The organism is Pseudomonas sp. 22085, assembly GCF_052045815.1.
GTDB lineage: Bacteria > Pseudomonadota > Gammaproteobacteria > Pseudomonadales > Pseudomonadaceae > Aquipseudomonas > Aquipseudomonas glycinae.
The window spans coordinates 1-15,482 of the sequence record NZ_JBQEQA010000008.1; the positions used below are offsets into that span (position 1 = coordinate 1).

Sequence of the window (15,482 nt, forward strand, 5' to 3'; positions counted from 1 at the left end):
GGCGGATGTCTTCGGTGCAGGGGCCGCTGATTGCAAACGCATTGAACAGCACGCTGCCCGCCGGATGATCATGACGAATCAGCTGCCCGAACTGGTTTCGCGACTGATCCCCGCTGCCGGGATGACCGTAGGTCAGGCGCTCGACACAACGCCGAGGCACGCCTGTTCCTTCTTCGAATATCGCAACGGGGCGCAGCAAACTGTCGTGTTCAATCTCGCGCTGCGTCTGACGGCTGTCCCAACGGAACAGCGTTTGTGCGGCGAGTCCCTTCAGCTCGACTTGCGTGCCGGCATCGACGCTGTCCGAGCGAATCACCGTGGCGTCCAAAGCAAATACCTGCTTCAGGTTGGCCGGCGTCAGCGGATTGCCGGCCTGCGACAGCCAAAGTCGCGGGTCCCACTGTTTCACCGCACGCCCCGCAGCGTCATGCAGGGTGCGGTTGATCCGGGACTCGACCGGTCCGTCCTCGATGTCTCGGCAATAGTCGACCGTGCGCACCGGCAAGCCGCGCGGGTCGATCACAGACATCCTCGGCGTATTGATGTGCAAGCTCATGGAGCGCGCTTCCCCGCAATCGGCATTCGGTGTGCCTCTGGCATCACAGCAAGCTCGGCGCTGTTTCGGCTACTGTCGGAAATGACAGTCCCGACCAACGGCACCTGTGCGCAATCCGTGAATGTCCATTCCCGCGCCCCTTCGGTAGGATGGTCATCACGAGTTCAAGGAGTGTTAGAACATGTTCATCGGCGTCTTGCTGGTCATCACCTGGCTGATCCTGCTGTTGCGCTACCCGGCCAAGGCCTTGCCGGTGTCGATGGCCGCCGCTGTCGGCCTGGGGCTGGTGGCGATGTGGGTGGTGTGGCTGGACAACCGCGAGGTCAAGCAACTGGCGCGCCTTGAACTGCGCATCGTTTATGCCCCCGAACACTGCCCCGCCGACCGTCCGCTGTTGCTCAAGTTGAACAATGGCAACGACGTGCCGCTGACCGAACTGCGCTGGCGCATTGCCGCGTACGCGCCGGGAGATACCGTGAACCTGGCCGACAATCAATACGCCGCCCCACGCTATCGCGGCCCAGGCGAATTGCAGGCGGGCGGCAACTGGGAAGACTGCCTGCCGATGCCGCCGTTGCGCCCCGGTTATCGCCCGCAAACCCTGGAGTTTCGCGCCGAGCGCTTGCAGGGCAGTTTCTCCGACTGATCCCCCCCCTCCCACTGTTTTGCACAAGGAATGCGCCATGCCCGTTGCGTTGATTACCGGTTGTTCCAGCGGCATCGGCCGCGCCCTCGCCGATGCCTTCAAAAGTGCCGGCTACGAGGTCTGGGCCAGTGCACGCAAAGTTGAAGATGTCGCGACACTCGGCGCTGCCGGATTTACCGCCGTTCAGCTCGACGTCAATGACAATGCCGCGCTGGAACAACTCGCCGAGCGAATCAATCAGCAACACGGCGGCCTCGATGTGCTGATCAACAATGCCGGTTACGGCGCCATGGGGCCGCTGCTCGACGGCGGTGTTTCAGCCATGCAGCGCCAGTTCGAAACCAACGTGTTTTCGATTGTCGGCGTGACCCGTGCGCTGTTCCCGGTGCTGCGCCGGGCCAAAGGCCTGGTGGTGAATGTCGGCAGTGTTTCCGGCGTGCTGGTCACGCCATTTGCCGGCGCCTATTGCGCCTCGAAAGCGGCGGTGCATGCGTTGAGCGATGCGTTGCGCATGGAGCTGGCGCCGTTCGGAATTCGCGTGATGGAAGTGCAGCCGGGGGCGATTCAGTCCAGTTTCGCCAAGAATGCCGGGCATGAGGCCGAACAACTGATCAACGAACAATCGCCGTGGTTTCCGTTGCGCGAAGGCATCCGGGCGCGGGCCAAAGCGTCCCAGGACAAACCGACGCCAGCCAGCGAATTTGCCGCCGAATTGCTCAAGGCTGTGCAGCAGAGCAAGCCACCGCGACTGATCCGCATCGGCAATGGCAGTCGGGCGCTGCCGCTGCTGGCAACGCTGTTACCCAAAGGCTTGCTGGAATCGACGTTGATGAAGCGCTTCGGCTTGCGCGGGCAGCTCTGAGATCGCGTCAGCCCCGTCGCGGGCAAGCCACGCTCCCACAGGTTTAGCGGTGCACTCAGATATTCAGTGCGACACAAAAGCCTGTGTGGCGAGCTTGCTCGCGAATGGCTACGACGCGGTCTGTCAGTTATCCACAACGTCCTGCGTCACCACAACGGTGCAGGTAATCCCCGCCGCCAGCAGCACCCCTTCCGGCACTTCATCAATGTGAATCCGCACCGGCACTCGCTGAGCCAGGCGCACCCAGTTGAAGGTCGGGTTCACATCGGCGATCAGTTCGCGGCTTTCCGGGTTGTCGCGGTCGTAGATGCCGCGGGAGATGCTTTCCACGTGACCCTTGAGGACTTCGCCGCTCATCAGTTGCATATCCGCTTTATCGCCGACCCGCACGTGAGGCAGTTTGGTCTCTTCGAAGAAGCCATAGACCCAGAAAGAGTTCATGTCGACCACGGCCATTTTCGCTTCGCCGATGCGGGCGTAGTCGCCGCGATGCACGTTAAGGTTTGTCACGTAGCCGTCCACCGCCGCCCGCACTTCGGTGCGTTTGAGGTTGAGTTCGGCGGCTTCCAGTTGCGCCTGGGCCTGTTGGTAATCGGCCAGTGCTGAGTCGGCGATGTTGCTGGCGTCGTCGCGGTTTTCCTTGGAGATCACCAGGTTGTCGAGGTCGGCGCGGCGATGGGCGTTGACCTTGCGCATCTCCCACGTGGCCTTGCGCGAAGCCACCAGCGACTGCGCCTGTTTCACCGCCAGGCGATAGTGCTCGGGGTCGATCTGCATCAGCAGATCACCTTTCTTCACCAACTGGTTGTCACGTACCGGCACGTCCACCACTTCACCGGTGACGTCGGCGGCGACGTTGATGATGTCGGCGCGCACCCGGCCGTCGCGGGTCCACGGGGTGTTCATGTAGTGCTCCCACAACGTGCGGCCGATCCACAGCGCCAGGGCCAGCACCAGCAGGGTCGCGAGCAGGCTGAAAAACTTTTTCATCAGAGCGTTCTCAACGGTAGACAGTCAGCGCCATCGCGCCGAACAGACAGGTAAACAGGCTCAGGCGCAGCAGCGCCGGGTGCCAGAAGAAGCGGTACAGATCGAACCCCGACAGAAACCGGTCCAGCGCCCAGGCCAGTGCCGCGGCGACGAAAAACATCAGGGTCATGGTCGGCATGTACACGCCGTGGAAGGCGATTTCACGAGGCATGGGCAAGTCCTTCGGGCTTGGCGATGGCATAGGCGGCAAGGGGTGATTGCGGGTCGAGCAACGAGGTGCGGATGAAGTGCAGGTAGCTTTTCACCCGCCGCAGTGCCGAGGTATCGAAGTGCGGTGCGAACGGTTCGTCAGTGGCGGCGACCCGACTGATGGCGTGATCGACCGCCACCAGTGCGCGTTCCAGATTGCTCGAATTCGGTTGCAGGAACAGCCGCACCAGCGAGCGCCCCATGACCCTGATCGCCTGACGCCATGGCTGGGATTCGGCATACGCCGGATGCACCGGCAGGATCGCCTGTTCCTTGCGCAGCTCGATAATCGCGTGGCCGACTTCCAGCACCACGAACATCCAGCGCAGCAGGTTCTTCTGCACCAACGGCTGACCCGCCGCCAGCCCATAGGCCTGATGCATCAGGTCGCGGGTACGGCTTTCGAAACTCGACGCCAGCCCCTTGAGTTTGCCGCTGATCGCGTACACCACTTGCCCGCGCAGGTCCTGCTCCAGGCGCTGCCACAACCAGCGGCTGTTCGGCGGCAGAATGATCGCCCCCGCCGCCGCGCAGACCAGCATGCCCATGACCATGGCGATGTAGTCGTTGATGAAGGTGTAGGGGTTGTAGATCGTCAGGTTGTCCGGCACCGAACCGGTACTGAAAAAAATCAGCAGGCCGAGACCGACACCGGCGTATTGCGGCCGCGAGGTGAGGAACGAGCCGAGCACGATCACCGGCGCGAGCATCACGCACAGCAGCGGGAAGCCATCGATCCACGGGAAGATGAAAAACATCTCGACGAAGCCGATCAGCGCTCCGAGGAACGTGCCGCAGGCCATCTGGAACGCCATGCGTTTCGGGTTCGGCGTCGCCGCCGACAGGCCCACGGTGGCGGCGGCGATCAGGGTCATGGTCGCGCCGCTCGGCCACGCGGTGGCGACCCAGTAACTGCCGAGCACGATCAGGATGAATGACGCGCGAATCCCTGAAGCCGCTGCGGCCCACCAACTGGTTTGCGGTGTGAACGGCTCGTCCCAGCACTCGCGTTCGTGGCGGTGATCGGCCAGCGACGCGTGGGTCTGTGCATAACTGTGCAGGTCATCGACGAAGCGATAGAGCAGTTCATACGCGGTGTGGAAATCCAGTTGCTCGGCGTCGCTCGGCTCGCTCTCCTGAAAGATCGCCCGCAGGCTGCGCACTCGCGCCGGCAAGGCTTCCTTGTAGACAGCGAGCGCCTGCACCAGACGCGCCGCGTCCGGGCTGGTCAGGGCGCGGCCGCTGAAGCCGTCGAGCACTTCGGCCAGATCCTGCAGACCCGGTTTGATCGCCGCTTCCACATGGTCGGCACCGTTGCGGCGCAGGCGCTCGAGCAACTGGTGCAGGGCGTTGAACCGGGTGGTAATGCCCATGAACTCGCTGTTCAGGCGACTGAGGCGACCGTTGCGCCGGCGCATGTGCGGGTCTTCGAACACGGTCACGCTGCGCAGCCCTTCCAGCCCGACCGCTTCGGCGATGAAGCGCACGTTGCTGGCCTCGAACGCCTCCGGCTTGCTGCGTCCGCGCAGGCCATCGGTGACGAACAACGCGAACACACCAAAGCGCTGATACAAGGCGTTGCGCATCGCCGCGCTGGCGGTCTGCGGCAGGATCGCGGCGCTGACCAGGGTCGAGCAGAGGATCCCCAGCGAGATCTCCAGCACCCGCCACACCGCCGCCATGAACGCACCGTCGGGATGGGCGAGCGCCGGCAAACCGACCATCGCCGCCGTGTAGCCGGCCAGCACAAAACCGTAGGCGCGGAAGTTGCGGCAACGGGCGGCGCCGGCCGAGCAGATGCCGACCCAGATCGCCAGCGAGCCGAGGAACAGTTCAGTGTTCTGGGCGAACAGCGAAATCAGCGTGACCATCATCGCCGACCCGGCCAGGGTGCCGAGGAAGCGATAGAAGCTCTTGGCGAACACCTGGCCGCTCTGCGGCTGCATGACGATGAACACGGTGATCATCGCCGTGCGCGGTTGCGGCAGTTCCAGGCGCATCGCCAGCCACAGGGTCAGGAATGCGGCAATCAACACCTTGAAGATGTAGACCCAGGTCACGCCGTCGCTGCGCGCCCAGTCGAAGAAACCCCGGCGCCATTCCAGGGAGTAGAGCCAGCGCAAAGGTGCGGGCAAGGGAGTCATTTGGTCGTGCTCAAAAATTCAGTCGAACCGTAGAAACTGTGGAAGCGGGCTTGCTCGCGAATGCGCTGTGTCAGNATGGGCTGCCTGACACTCCCTCTTCGCGAGCAAGCCCGCTCCCACAGGGGTTGTGTGTTCAACGCAGGAGGGCCGGGGTTTTCGGGGCGGCGGTCTGCTCAAAAGTCGGCACGTCGTTACCCGCACCAAGCCCACCGCCCAATGCCGTCACCAGTTCCGCATGAGCACTCAAACGCGCCGCCTGCACCTGCTGTTGAACCTGCTGCTGTTTGAACAGCAGGGTCTGGGCATTGAGCACGTTGAGGTAATCGGTGAGGCCGCGCTGGTAGGCGATCATCGCGATGTCGTAGGTCTTCTGCGCCGTGGCCACGGACTCGGCGGCGAATGTCTGCTGCTTGTCCATCGACTCGCGGCGGATCAGCTGATCGGAGATGTTCTTCAGCGCATTGACCAGGGTCTGGTTGTAATGCGCGACGGCGATGTCATAACCCGCCGACGCTTCGCCGAGCTCCGCACGCAGTCGCCCGCCGTCAAAGATCGGCAGCGAGATCGCCGGCCCGACGTTGTAGTTGAGCTTCTTGCCGGTCAGGAACTCCAGCGCCCCGCCGCCGGTGGCCATGTAGCCGAGGCTGCCGACCAGATCGACGTTGGGGTAGAACCCGGCATGCGCGACATCGATCCCGCGCGCCTGCGCCGCCACTTGCCAGCGACTGGCGACCACGTCCGGACGCTGGCCGAGCAGTTCGGCGGGCAGTGCCGACGGCAGTTTCAGCGCAGCGCCGAGGGACAGGGACGGCCGCTGCAACTGCGCGCCGGCGCCCGGCCCTTTGCCGGCCAGTGCAGCGATCTGGTTGCGGCTCAGGGCGATTTCTTCGTCCAGCGCATCCAGTTGCCGATGGGTTTCCGGCAGCGGGGTTTCGGCCTGGCTGACTTCAAAGTGGGTGCCGATCCCGCCGTCCAGGCGTTTCTGCGCCAGCTCAAGAATCTGCTGTTGCTGCTTGAGCGTCGCCGCGACGATGTCGCGCTGGGCATAGTGCAACGACAGTTCGATGTAGGCGCGCACGATGTTGTTCTGCAATTCGAGCTGCGCCTGACGCGCCTCGGCAGCGCTCATGTGCGCAAGATCCACCGCACGCTCGGTGCTGTTGCTTTCACGACCCCAGAGGTCGAGGGCGTAACTGAAACCCAGCGCAGCGTTGTTGTCCCAAGTCGTGGTATTGGCCAGCTCACCGGGGCCGTAGAACTGATCGGTCGGCCAGTTGTGGCGCTTGAGGGTCGACTCGCCATTGATCTGCAACGACTCGGCGGCTTCGGCGACACCGGCCAGTGACTGGGCCTGACGCACGCGCGCGGCGGCCATGGCCAGGGTCGGGCTGCCTTGCACGGCAAGGTCGATCCAGCGATTGAGTTGCGGGTCACCGTAGGCTTGCCACCATTGGGCGGTGGGCCAGTTTGCGTCACGGGCGGCGTGGGCGATGGCCTCGTCGGTGGCCAGTTCATTAGCCTCCAGAGCCTTGCCCTGCGGGGCAATTCCTCCGGTTCCAATGCAGCCGCCGAGACCTAACGAAAGAGCCAGAACACTGAGCGGCAAAAGCGCTCTGTTGATGCGACGCGGCACTGCTGCGAATTCCTGAGGTGGGAGATGTTTCGAGGTGGGCGCAATTCTAGGGGGGCGCCATGACGGCGATAAGCTGGGAATCCTGTGAATCTTTGTTACCGTTAACGAGATAATCCCTTGGTCGGGGGTCTCAGCCCCTGAAACTTCGTGTCACAATTTGCCATCTCCCTTGAGAGCACCCCATGGACACTTTGCAAAACATGCGCGCCTTCAGTTGTGTGGCCGAAGCCGGCAGCTTCACCGCCGCCGCCGTGCAGCTCGACACCACCACCGCCAACGTATCGCGCGCGGTCTCCAACCTTGAGGCCCACCTGCAAACCCGCTTGCTCAATCGCACGACCCGCCGCATCGCGCTCACCGAAGCCGGCAAGCGCTACCTGCTGCGCTGCGAGCAGATCCTCGCCTACGTCGAAGAGGCCGAAGCCGAAGCCAGCGAGGCCCACGCCCGCCCGGCCGGACAGCTGAAAGTCCACACCATGACCGGCATCGGCCAGCACTTCGTGATCGACGCCATCGCCCGCTATCGCAAGACCCATCCGGACGTGACCTTCGACCTGACCATGGCCAACCGCGTGCCGGACCTGCTCGACGAAGGCTACGACGTGTCCATCGTCCTCGCTCGCGAACTGCCGGACTCGGGTTTCGTCTCGCAACGCCTGGGCATCACCTACAGCATCGTCTGCGCCTCGCCGGCCTACGTGAAAGCCAACGGCTGCGCACAAAAGCCCAGCGACCTGCTGAACCACGCTTGCCTGCGCCTCGTGAGTCCGGTAATCCCCCTGGAAAAATGGGCCTTCGACGGCCCGGAAGGCCAGGAAATGGTCACCATCAACAGCTCACCCTTTTTGGTGAACTCCGCCGACGCGATGAAAACCGCGATCACCAGCGGGATGGGGGTCGGTGTATTGCCGGTGTACGCCGCGATAGAAGGCTTGCGCAATGGCTCGCTGGTACGGGTGATGCCGAACTACCGCTCGCAGGAACTGAACCTGTATGCGATCTACCCGTCGCGGCAGTACCTGGACGCGAAGATCAAGACTTGGGTCGAGTACCTGCGTGGGTCGTTGCCGGAGATATTGGCGGGGCATCAGGCGGAATTGGCGGCTTATGAGATGAGTGGGAGTCTGGGTGGAGCCAGGCTGGCGAACTGAGTTTACCGTCCTACAGACGGGGTGATTTGCGAGGACGTTTCCGACAAGTCGCGTCGGTTGCCCCTCGGAAACGAGGTGGGTAGGCTTTTGAGGGGCGCTGACGCATCAGCGGCCGGGTCTGGATAACGTCGAAGTACAACATCATCCCACACACAGCCAAGCCGCTCTGACCAATGCGACCTGCCAGCGACAACTGCATTCGCTGGCAGCTCGGATGGGACGCAGAGGGTCCCGGGCTGCATTCCCAAGCAGAGCGTGGGAACGATCAAAATAGAGCCGTGCTACTTCTTCACTTGCTCAAGACCTGAAACATTTTTGAATGCACCAATCGCTTTTAACCTTGGCTCAGTAGGACTGTTTTGAACTTCCAAGTTAAACCCAACTTCCAATGTACCTTTACTACGATCGAAAGTCATATTTACATTTCCACTACCGTAAACAGCCGGGAACGGCGTGATTTTTGTCCCCCCTGCGACCTCTTCGAACAAAGCATAACTAATATACATCCCTGAATCTGCCTCATAATCATGCCTACCATCAGGGATATCAGCTTTAAAGCTGAACGCCAGAGACCCTGATCGCTTGTCATCAAACTGCTGACGTGCACTGACGTAAACTTCCTCATTATCCGTTACAAAGATGTCAACCTCGCCGTTGAATGGTACAAGATTATCAATGAGAGCATTGGCTGTACCGCTCACATTTTCTTGTTGGTTTGAAAACAGAAAAAATTCATTCTTCATGGGAAGTCCTTTTATGTTGACTGTCGCGGAAAATGCGAAATAAAAGACTGCCATTATTATTAATTTCCGCACCTGTCAGAACTGACAGCCTTAGAGACCCATTCGCAATAAAAGCCTTTATCGGCGTTTCTTTTTGTTATAAGCGAAATCATCAAAAGTTCAGCGCAGTTTAGAACAGCAACACTGGAAGAGACTCCAGATGAACACGGAGCCGCTTCCGAAAAACCGTTTACTCACCCCAAAACCCAAGAGGCTGTTCGGCGCACAAGCCGCCAAGACAACCCGGAGCCAGAAATGTTAGCTTGCTTTGCATCAAGCCCGAACAAGAGCCAAAAACGATGAAAAAAACAGTCCTGGCCTTCAGCCGCATCACCCCGCCCATGATCGAACGCCTGCAGCAGGAGTTCGACGTCATCGTCCCCAACCCGAAGAACGGCGACATCAACGCCCAGTTCAACGAAGCCCTGCCCCACGCCCACGGCCTGATCGGCGTCGGTCGCAAACTCGGCAAGGCCCAACTGGAAAACGCCGCCAAACTCGAAGTGGTCTCCAGCGTCTCCGTCGGATACGACAACTATGACCTCGCCTACTTCAACGAACGCGGGATCATGCTCACCAATACCCCGGATGTCCTCACCGAAAGCACCGCGGACCTGGCCTTCGCCCTGATCATGAGCAGTGCCCGCCGCGTCGCCGAACTGGACGCCTGGACCAAGGCCGGCCAATGGCAGGCCAGCGTCGGCGCACCACTGTTCGGTTGCGACGTACACGGCAAGACCCTGGGTATCGTCGGCATGGGCAACATCGGCGCCGCCGTCGCCCGTCGCGGACGCTTCGGCTTCAACATGCCGATCCTCTACAGCGGCAACAGCCGCAAGACCGGACTGGAACAGGAACTCGGCGCACAATTTCGCAGCCTTGACCAACTGCTGGCCGAGGCCGACTTCGTTTGTCTGGTGGTGCCGCTCAGCGACAAGACCCGCCACCTGATCAGCCATCGCGAACTGGCGCTGATGAAGCCGGATGCAATTCTGGTGAACATCTCTCGTGGTCCGGTAGTGGATGAACCGGCATTGATCGAAGCCTTGCAGAACAACCGGATTCGCGGTGCAGGTCTGGATGTCTACGAAAAAGAACCGCTGGCCGAATCACCGCTGTTTCAGCTCAAAAACGCCGTGACTCTGCCACACATCGGATCGGCCACCCACGAAACCCGCGAAGCGATGGCCAATCGTGCCCTGACTAACCTGCGTAGCGCCCTGCTTGGCGAGCGCCCGCAGGATCTGGTGAATCCGCAGGTCTGGCGCGGATAAAAAAACGGGCAAGTACTGCGAGGTGCTTGCCCGTTCAATCGCGCTCCAATACATACTTTGAAAATCAACATATCAACGAAAAACATCATCGCGCTATAAACTTTCCGGACGTTTAAACACAACAACAAACACTCCGGAGAACAGCCACCTTGAGAACTTACAATACCGATCAACTAATCCGTTACAGCAAAGTCTTCCTGATGGCCTACATCAGTTTTTTTGGACTACTGGTGATGTACTCAAACTTGACAGACTACGCATCAAACTATGAGTACGTCGGACACATCCTGAGTATGGACACGACTCAGATCAACGAGAACATACGTTACAGAGCGATCGAATCGCCCATGATGCACCACCGGATCTATTGGTTCATCATTACCATGGAGTCAATCTATACCGCCTATTGCCTGGTTGGCACTTATCATCTCTATCGCAGCATCAACGACTCCGCCGCAGAGTTTCACGAGGCAAAGAAATATTCGATCACTGGTTTATTGATCGCCATCTTCATCTATTACGTCTGCCTGCAAAGTATCGGTGTTGAATGGTTCGACATGGACACTTCGCAAGCATGGAACGCGAAAGACTGGGCAAGGCACATTGTCGACTTCATATTGCCGGTACTGATTTTCATAACGTTGAAAAACGAGCGCTGAATAATCAACGCTCAAGATTCAATCAATATCAGGCCAATTTTCCTTGCGTGGAAACAACGGCAACTGGGGGTTTACGAAATACCAGTACATTCCCCAGCATCACCAGTACCAGCCCCGCCAATGCCGGTGCCGTCCACTGATAGCCCTCGGCAAATGCCGAAACGTTCAGCGCTACCACCGGGAACAGCACCGTGCAGTAAGCCGCGCGCTCCGGGCCCATCCGGCCGACCAGCGTCAGGTACGCGGTGAAACCGATCACCGACCCCGGGATCACCAGATACAGCAGTGCACCGATGTAGCGTGAGGTCCACTCCATCTCGAACGGAATGCCTTTGACCAGACACCACATCGAGAGCATCGCCGCGCCGTAGGCCATGCCCCAGGCATTGGTGGTCAACGGTTTGAGACCGGACTTCTGTTGCAGGCTGGACAACATGTTGCCCGCCGAGAAACACAGGGTGCCGCAGAGCGCCAGACCGAGGCCGAGCAGGGTTTGCGGACTGGCGTGATGCCCCGCCAGCTCAGGCCAGAACAACAGGCCCAGGCCAGACAGCCCCAGCGCCCCACCCATCAGCACATTGCGCGCAATGCGCTGGCCGAAAAACACTCGCGCATTCAGCGCGTTCCACAATGTAGCGGTGGAAAACACCACCGCCACCAGACCGCTGGGAATCCATTGGCTGGCGGTCAGGAAACACATGAAGTTGACGCAGAACAGACACAACCCCTGCGCCACGCAGATCAGATGCCCGCGCCGGTTCATCGGTTGCAGACGACGGCTGAGCAGCAACAACGCAAACAACACCAACGCGGCGAGACCGAAGCGATAGACGATCGACACCGGAATCGCCACCACGCCCAGTTGCCACTTCAGGGCAATCCATGTGGTGCCCCAGATCAGCACGGTCAACAAATACAACGACAGGTTCATGGCAGACACTCCTTGATTGGTTTTCAGTGTCCGCCCACCCCCTCGACCCTCGCTTGCATAAACTTGCGCTTTTGTCGGCGCGCAGGCTGGCAGCGCGAAATCCACGGAGTAGGATGCAAGGCGTTGAAGAGAACCGACCATGGCCGCCATCGATACCCTGCAAGTCTTTCAAGCCCTCAACAACTCGCCCAATGCACGCCTTGTGCACAGCGCCGAGCTGGGTGACGGCCTGTCCGCAGCCTTGTGGACCAATCATCACGACGCCCAGGAATACGAAGCGCCGAGCCATCACACCCTCTCCTGTTACATCGCTGGCGGCACCGGCACCTTCCGTCGTGGCGATCCGGGCCACAAGGGCGGCCCGGACAAGCTGTGCATCCTGCCGGCCGACCATGAATCGGGCTGGGTGATCAATGGCGATATCCGCTTGGCCCACCTGTATTTCAGCGCCGAACAATTTGCTCTGGGTTGCGTCACGCTGCTGGATCGCGAGCCCAGGGAAATGCAGCTGCGCGAACAGACTTTTCTGGAAGATCCGCAACAGGCGCGACGGTTTCGCCAGTTACTCACTCTGAATTGGGACGAGCCCGGCGAGCGTCTGCTGACCAGCAGCCTGGCCCACGAACTGATCAGCCATACCTTGTTGAGCCAGGTCGGCGTACGCCATGGCTTGCGCCTCAAGGGTGGACTGGCGCCGCATCAGCGTCGGCAACTGGTGGAGTTCATTGACAGCCAACTGGCCGAGCCGATCAGCCTCGGGCAACTGGCGGGGTTGTGTGCGTTGTCGGAATACCACTTCGCGCGGATGTTCCGGGTGAGCTTCGGTCTGCCGCCGCATCAGTATGTGCTGGCGCGGCGTTTGAGTCGGGCGCGGGAGTTGTTGCGGGGCACGGCGTTGCCGCTGGGGGAGATTGCCCTGGCGTGCGGATTTGCCAGTGCCAGCCACTTCACCAACCGCTTTCGCCAGGTGCTGGGTGGAACGCCCGGCGAGTATCGCCAGGCGTTCTTGCGCTAGTCCCAGGATTTTTACTGCCTGTCAGGGCCTTCATCGCGGGCAAGCCCGCTCCCACAAGGTTCTGCCTCGTTCCCGATAGGTGTGGTCGACCGAAAACCTGTGGGAGCTGGCTTGCCGGCGATGAACGATGACGCGGTTCTGGATCAGAACTCCAGCGTGCTCGACAACGAAATCTGCCGCGAATCGCCCATCGACACGAAGAAGCGGCTGGCCGCCGAGGTGTAGTAGGTGCGGTCGAACAGGTTCTTCACATTGAGCTGGAACTTGACCTTCTGCCCTTCCACCTTGGTGTCGTAAGTGGCGAACGCATCGGCCACGGTGTAACTCGGCAGATCGAAATCATTCACCGCGTTACCCGCTCGTTCACCGACATAGCGCGCGCCGGCGCCGACCCGAAGTTGATCGCCACCGATCACGCTACCGAAGTCGTAGACCGCCGACAGCGAGCCGGTATTTTTCGCCACGTTCTGCAGCCTGTTGCCTTTGTAGTCCGGATCTTCCGTAACCTCGGCGTCGGTATAGGCGTAGCTGCCGATCATGCTCCAGCGGTCGCTGAGCTGACCGGTCAGATCGACTTCCAGGCCACGGGAACGCACTTCACCGGCGGCGCTGTAGATCGTGGTCGGGCCTTCGGCGTTGGCCACCAGCACGTTGCGTTTCTTGATGTCGAACAGGGCGATGTTGCCGGTGATGCGACCCGGCATGTCCAGACGTGCGCCCAGCTCCCAGGACTTGGCTTCTTCCGGTGCGATGCTGCCGTCGAGCACGGTGCTGCTGCCGCTGAGCGGGGCGATGGTCGAGTTCGGTTTGAACGATTCGGTGTAGCTGCCGTAGAACGACAACGCGTCGGTGTAGCGATACACGAGACCTGCGCGCGGCACCCACTTCTGGCCGTTGCTGTCGGTGTTGGCCTTGAACGGCACGCCTTTGCCGGCGTACTGGTCGTACTCCTGGAAGCGCCCGCCGGCCACCAGAATCCACTGGTCGTTGAGGTGGATCGAGTCCTGCAGGAACACCGAATCACTGCGCAGCAGATCGGTTTGCGCACTGTCCGCCGGGCTGACGGTGGTGCCTTCGACTTCGCGGCCGTAGACCGGATTGACGTAGCTGAAAGTGCTCAGGCTTTTCTGGCGGATCAGGTCGGCGCGGTAGATCTTGCGATACTCGTCGTCGACGCCGAACACCAAGTCATGCTGCATGCCCAGCACGTTGACCTTGCCTTCGAGGCTGGCGGTGGTGAAGCGGTCGGTACTGATCGCGCCCTGAGTGCCGTCCATGCTGCGGGTCAGGGTGCCTTTTTTGGTGTCGATCGCGGTTACACGGACCTGGCTGGCGTCGTAGGTTTCGCGGTTCCAGCTGTAGCCGAAATGGGCTTTCCAGTCGTCGTTGAGTTCGTGGTCGGCCTCGAAGTGATACAGATCCGAACGCCCTTCCATGTCGTTGAATTTCTCGTCGAGCCGCTCGTTGCGAGAGATATCCAGCGGATGGTTGGTGCGTGGATCGATCAGGGTTCCACGATCAAACGGGGTCAGGAATTCACGGTGCTCGTAGGCGAACAGCAGCTTGGTGCGCTCGCCGTACCAGGCCAGCGACGGTGCGATCAGGGTTTCGCGGTGAGTGCCGAAGTTGCGCCAGTAATCTTCGTCTTCGTGATCCAGCACCATGCGATACGCGAGGCCGGAATCCCCCAGCGCACCGGTGCTGTCGAAGGAACCGCCGCTGCCATTCTTGCCGTCACCGTAAGTCGAGCCGCGCAGGGTCAGCGCGTTGTACTGGGTCAGTTCGGGCTTCTTGCTGACCATGTTGACCACGCCGCCCGGGTCCTGAATCCCGTAGAGCAGCGAGGCCGGGCCCTTGAGCACTTCGACGCGATCCACGGTCGCGTTCATGCCACGGCCCTGCACCACCGGCATGCCGTCGCGCATGATCGAGCCGTTGCGGTTGTCGCCGAAGCCGCGAGTCATCACCGAATCCTGAGTGCTGCCCAAGGTGTTGCCCTGGGTGATGCCGCTGACGTTGGCCAGTGCGTCATCGAGATTGCGCGGTGCCTGATCGCGAATGACCTGGGCCGCAATCACGTTGACGGTCTGCGGGATATCCTGAAGCGAAGCGGAAGAGCGCATCACCGAACTGGTTTCCGGTGGCTGGTAGCTCATCGGCTGGTCGACCACCGAGGTGATGGTGGTCGCACCGAGGTTCAATGCGCCTGCGGTCGGTTGCGGTTCGAGCGCCAGGGTATGGCTGTCGGTGCGGCGGAAGGTCAGGCCGGAGCCGGTGAGCAGATGTTGCAGCGCCTGTTCGGCACTCATCTGGCCGTTGATCGCCGGTGCGGTCAGGCCGTAAGGGGCGTCATCGGTGTAGACCACGCTCTGCCCGGTCACGCGACTGAAGTCGCTCAGGGCTTGCGGCAGCGGTTTGGCAGCCAGAGAAAAACTGAATTGCTTTTGCGGCTGACTGCTGACGGATTCAGCGGCCAGCGCCACGCTCAGCGGCAACAGCGCCAACGCCGAAAAACTCAATGCCGAAACGCCTAACCACTGTTTGACCGAACCCGATTTTGCCCTGGACTTCATTGCTCATGACCTGTGTA

The 15,482-nt window shown here is 60.8% G+C and carries 13 protein-coding genes and 1 pseudogene; 6 read left to right on the plus strand and 8 right to left on the minus strand.

All coding sequences use genetic code 11. The features are described from left to right. A pseudogene (locus tag ACTJK7_RS11495) lies at positions 1 to 556 on the minus strand (hypothetical protein); the annotation flags it as partial. 181 nt (positions 557 to 737) lie between these two features. Between ACTJK7_RS11495 and ACTJK7_RS11500 the strand changes: the two are divergent. Beyond that, positions 738 to 1,202, plus strand: coding sequence for a hypothetical protein (locus ACTJK7_RS11500; RefSeq protein WP_064382468.1), 465 nt, complete (start codon positions 738 to 740; stop codon positions 1,200 to 1,202). Between the two features lie 37 nt (positions 1,203 to 1,239). Further along, complete coding sequence (locus tag ACTJK7_RS11505) at positions 1,240 to 2,064, plus strand: SDR family oxidoreductase (protein ID WP_108559674.1); 825 nt, start codon at positions 1,240 to 1,242, stop codon at positions 2,062 to 2,064. Positions 2,065 to 2,187: 123 nt separating this feature from the next. On the opposite strand, the gene ACTJK7_RS11510 is transcribed toward ACTJK7_RS11505, so the two are convergent. The 4 genes from ACTJK7_RS11510 to ACTJK7_RS11525 form a co-directional block, all read right to left on the minus strand. After that, positions 2,188 to 3,054 (minus strand): efflux RND transporter periplasmic adaptor subunit, encoded by an 867-nt coding sequence (locus tag ACTJK7_RS11510; protein WP_440780358.1) that lies wholly within the window; start codon positions 3,052 to 3,054, stop codon positions 2,188 to 2,190. Between the two features lie 10 nt (positions 3,055 to 3,064). Next, positions 3,065 to 3,265, minus strand: a complete 201-nt coding sequence (locus ACTJK7_RS11515; protein WP_003221811.1) for a DUF1656 domain-containing protein — start codon at positions 3,263 to 3,265, stop codon at positions 3,065 to 3,067. Next, positions 3,255 to 5,447 carry an FUSC family protein gene (locus tag ACTJK7_RS11520; protein ID WP_440780360.1) on the minus strand — a complete coding sequence of 731 codons (2,193 nt, stop codon included), beginning with the start codon at positions 5,445 to 5,447 and terminating at the stop codon, positions 3,255 to 3,257. The genes ACTJK7_RS11515 and ACTJK7_RS11520 overlap by 11 nt, the downstream gene beginning before the upstream one ends. Before the next feature lie 133 nt (positions 5,448 to 5,580). After that, on the minus strand, positions 5,581 to 7,080 hold the full coding sequence (locus ACTJK7_RS11525; protein WP_108559668.1) for an efflux transporter outer membrane subunit: 1,500 nt from the start codon (positions 7,078 to 7,080) through the stop codon (positions 5,581 to 5,583). Positions 7,081 to 7,262: 182 nt separating this feature from the next. On the opposite strand from ACTJK7_RS11525, the gene ACTJK7_RS11530 reads away from it, so the two are divergent. Next, positions 7,263 to 8,231, plus strand: a complete 969-nt coding sequence (locus ACTJK7_RS11530) for a LysR family transcriptional regulator (protein ID WP_064382473.1) — start codon at positions 7,263 to 7,265, stop codon at positions 8,229 to 8,231. Between the two features lie 281 nt (positions 8,232 to 8,512). On the opposite strand, the gene ACTJK7_RS11535 is transcribed toward ACTJK7_RS11530, so the two are convergent. Continuing rightward, positions 8,513 to 8,974 carry a hypothetical protein gene (locus ACTJK7_RS11535; protein WP_108559666.1) on the minus strand — a complete coding sequence of 154 codons (462 nt, stop codon included), beginning with the start codon at positions 8,972 to 8,974 and terminating at the stop codon, positions 8,513 to 8,515. Positions 8,975 to 9,312: 338 nt separating this feature from the next. On the opposite strand from ACTJK7_RS11535, the gene ACTJK7_RS11540 reads away from it, so the two are divergent. Both ACTJK7_RS11540 and ACTJK7_RS11545 read left to right on the plus strand, forming a co-directional pair. Next, positions 9,313 to 10,287, plus strand: a complete 975-nt coding sequence (locus tag ACTJK7_RS11540; protein WP_064382475.1) for a 2-hydroxyacid dehydrogenase — start codon at positions 9,313 to 9,315, stop codon at positions 10,285 to 10,287. Between the two features lie 149 nt (positions 10,288 to 10,436). Next, complete coding sequence (locus tag ACTJK7_RS11545) at positions 10,437 to 10,946, plus strand: DUF2165 family protein (RefSeq protein WP_064382476.1); 510 nt, start codon at positions 10,437 to 10,439, stop codon at positions 10,944 to 10,946. 28 nt (positions 10,947 to 10,974) lie between these two features. Here the strand turns inward: ACTJK7_RS11545 and ACTJK7_RS11550 are convergent, their stop codons facing one another. Then, complete coding sequence (locus ACTJK7_RS11550) at positions 10,975 to 11,877, minus strand: DMT family transporter (RefSeq protein ID WP_108559664.1); 903 nt, start codon at positions 11,875 to 11,877, stop codon at positions 10,975 to 10,977. 139 nt (positions 11,878 to 12,016) lie between these two features. Between ACTJK7_RS11550 and ACTJK7_RS11555 the strand changes: the two genes are divergently transcribed. Beyond that, positions 12,017 to 12,892, plus strand: a complete 876-nt coding sequence (locus tag ACTJK7_RS11555; RefSeq protein WP_064382478.1) for an AraC family transcriptional regulator — start codon at positions 12,017 to 12,019, stop codon at positions 12,890 to 12,892. A gap of 143 nt (positions 12,893 to 13,035) precedes the next feature. Here ACTJK7_RS11555 and ACTJK7_RS11560 read toward each other — a convergent pair whose 3' ends face one another. Beyond that, positions 13,036 to 15,465 (minus strand): TonB-dependent siderophore receptor, encoded by a 2,430-nt coding sequence (locus tag ACTJK7_RS11560; RefSeq protein ID WP_108559662.1) that lies wholly within the window; start codon positions 15,463 to 15,465, stop codon positions 13,036 to 13,038. Positions 15,466 to 15,482: the final 17 nt, after the last annotated feature.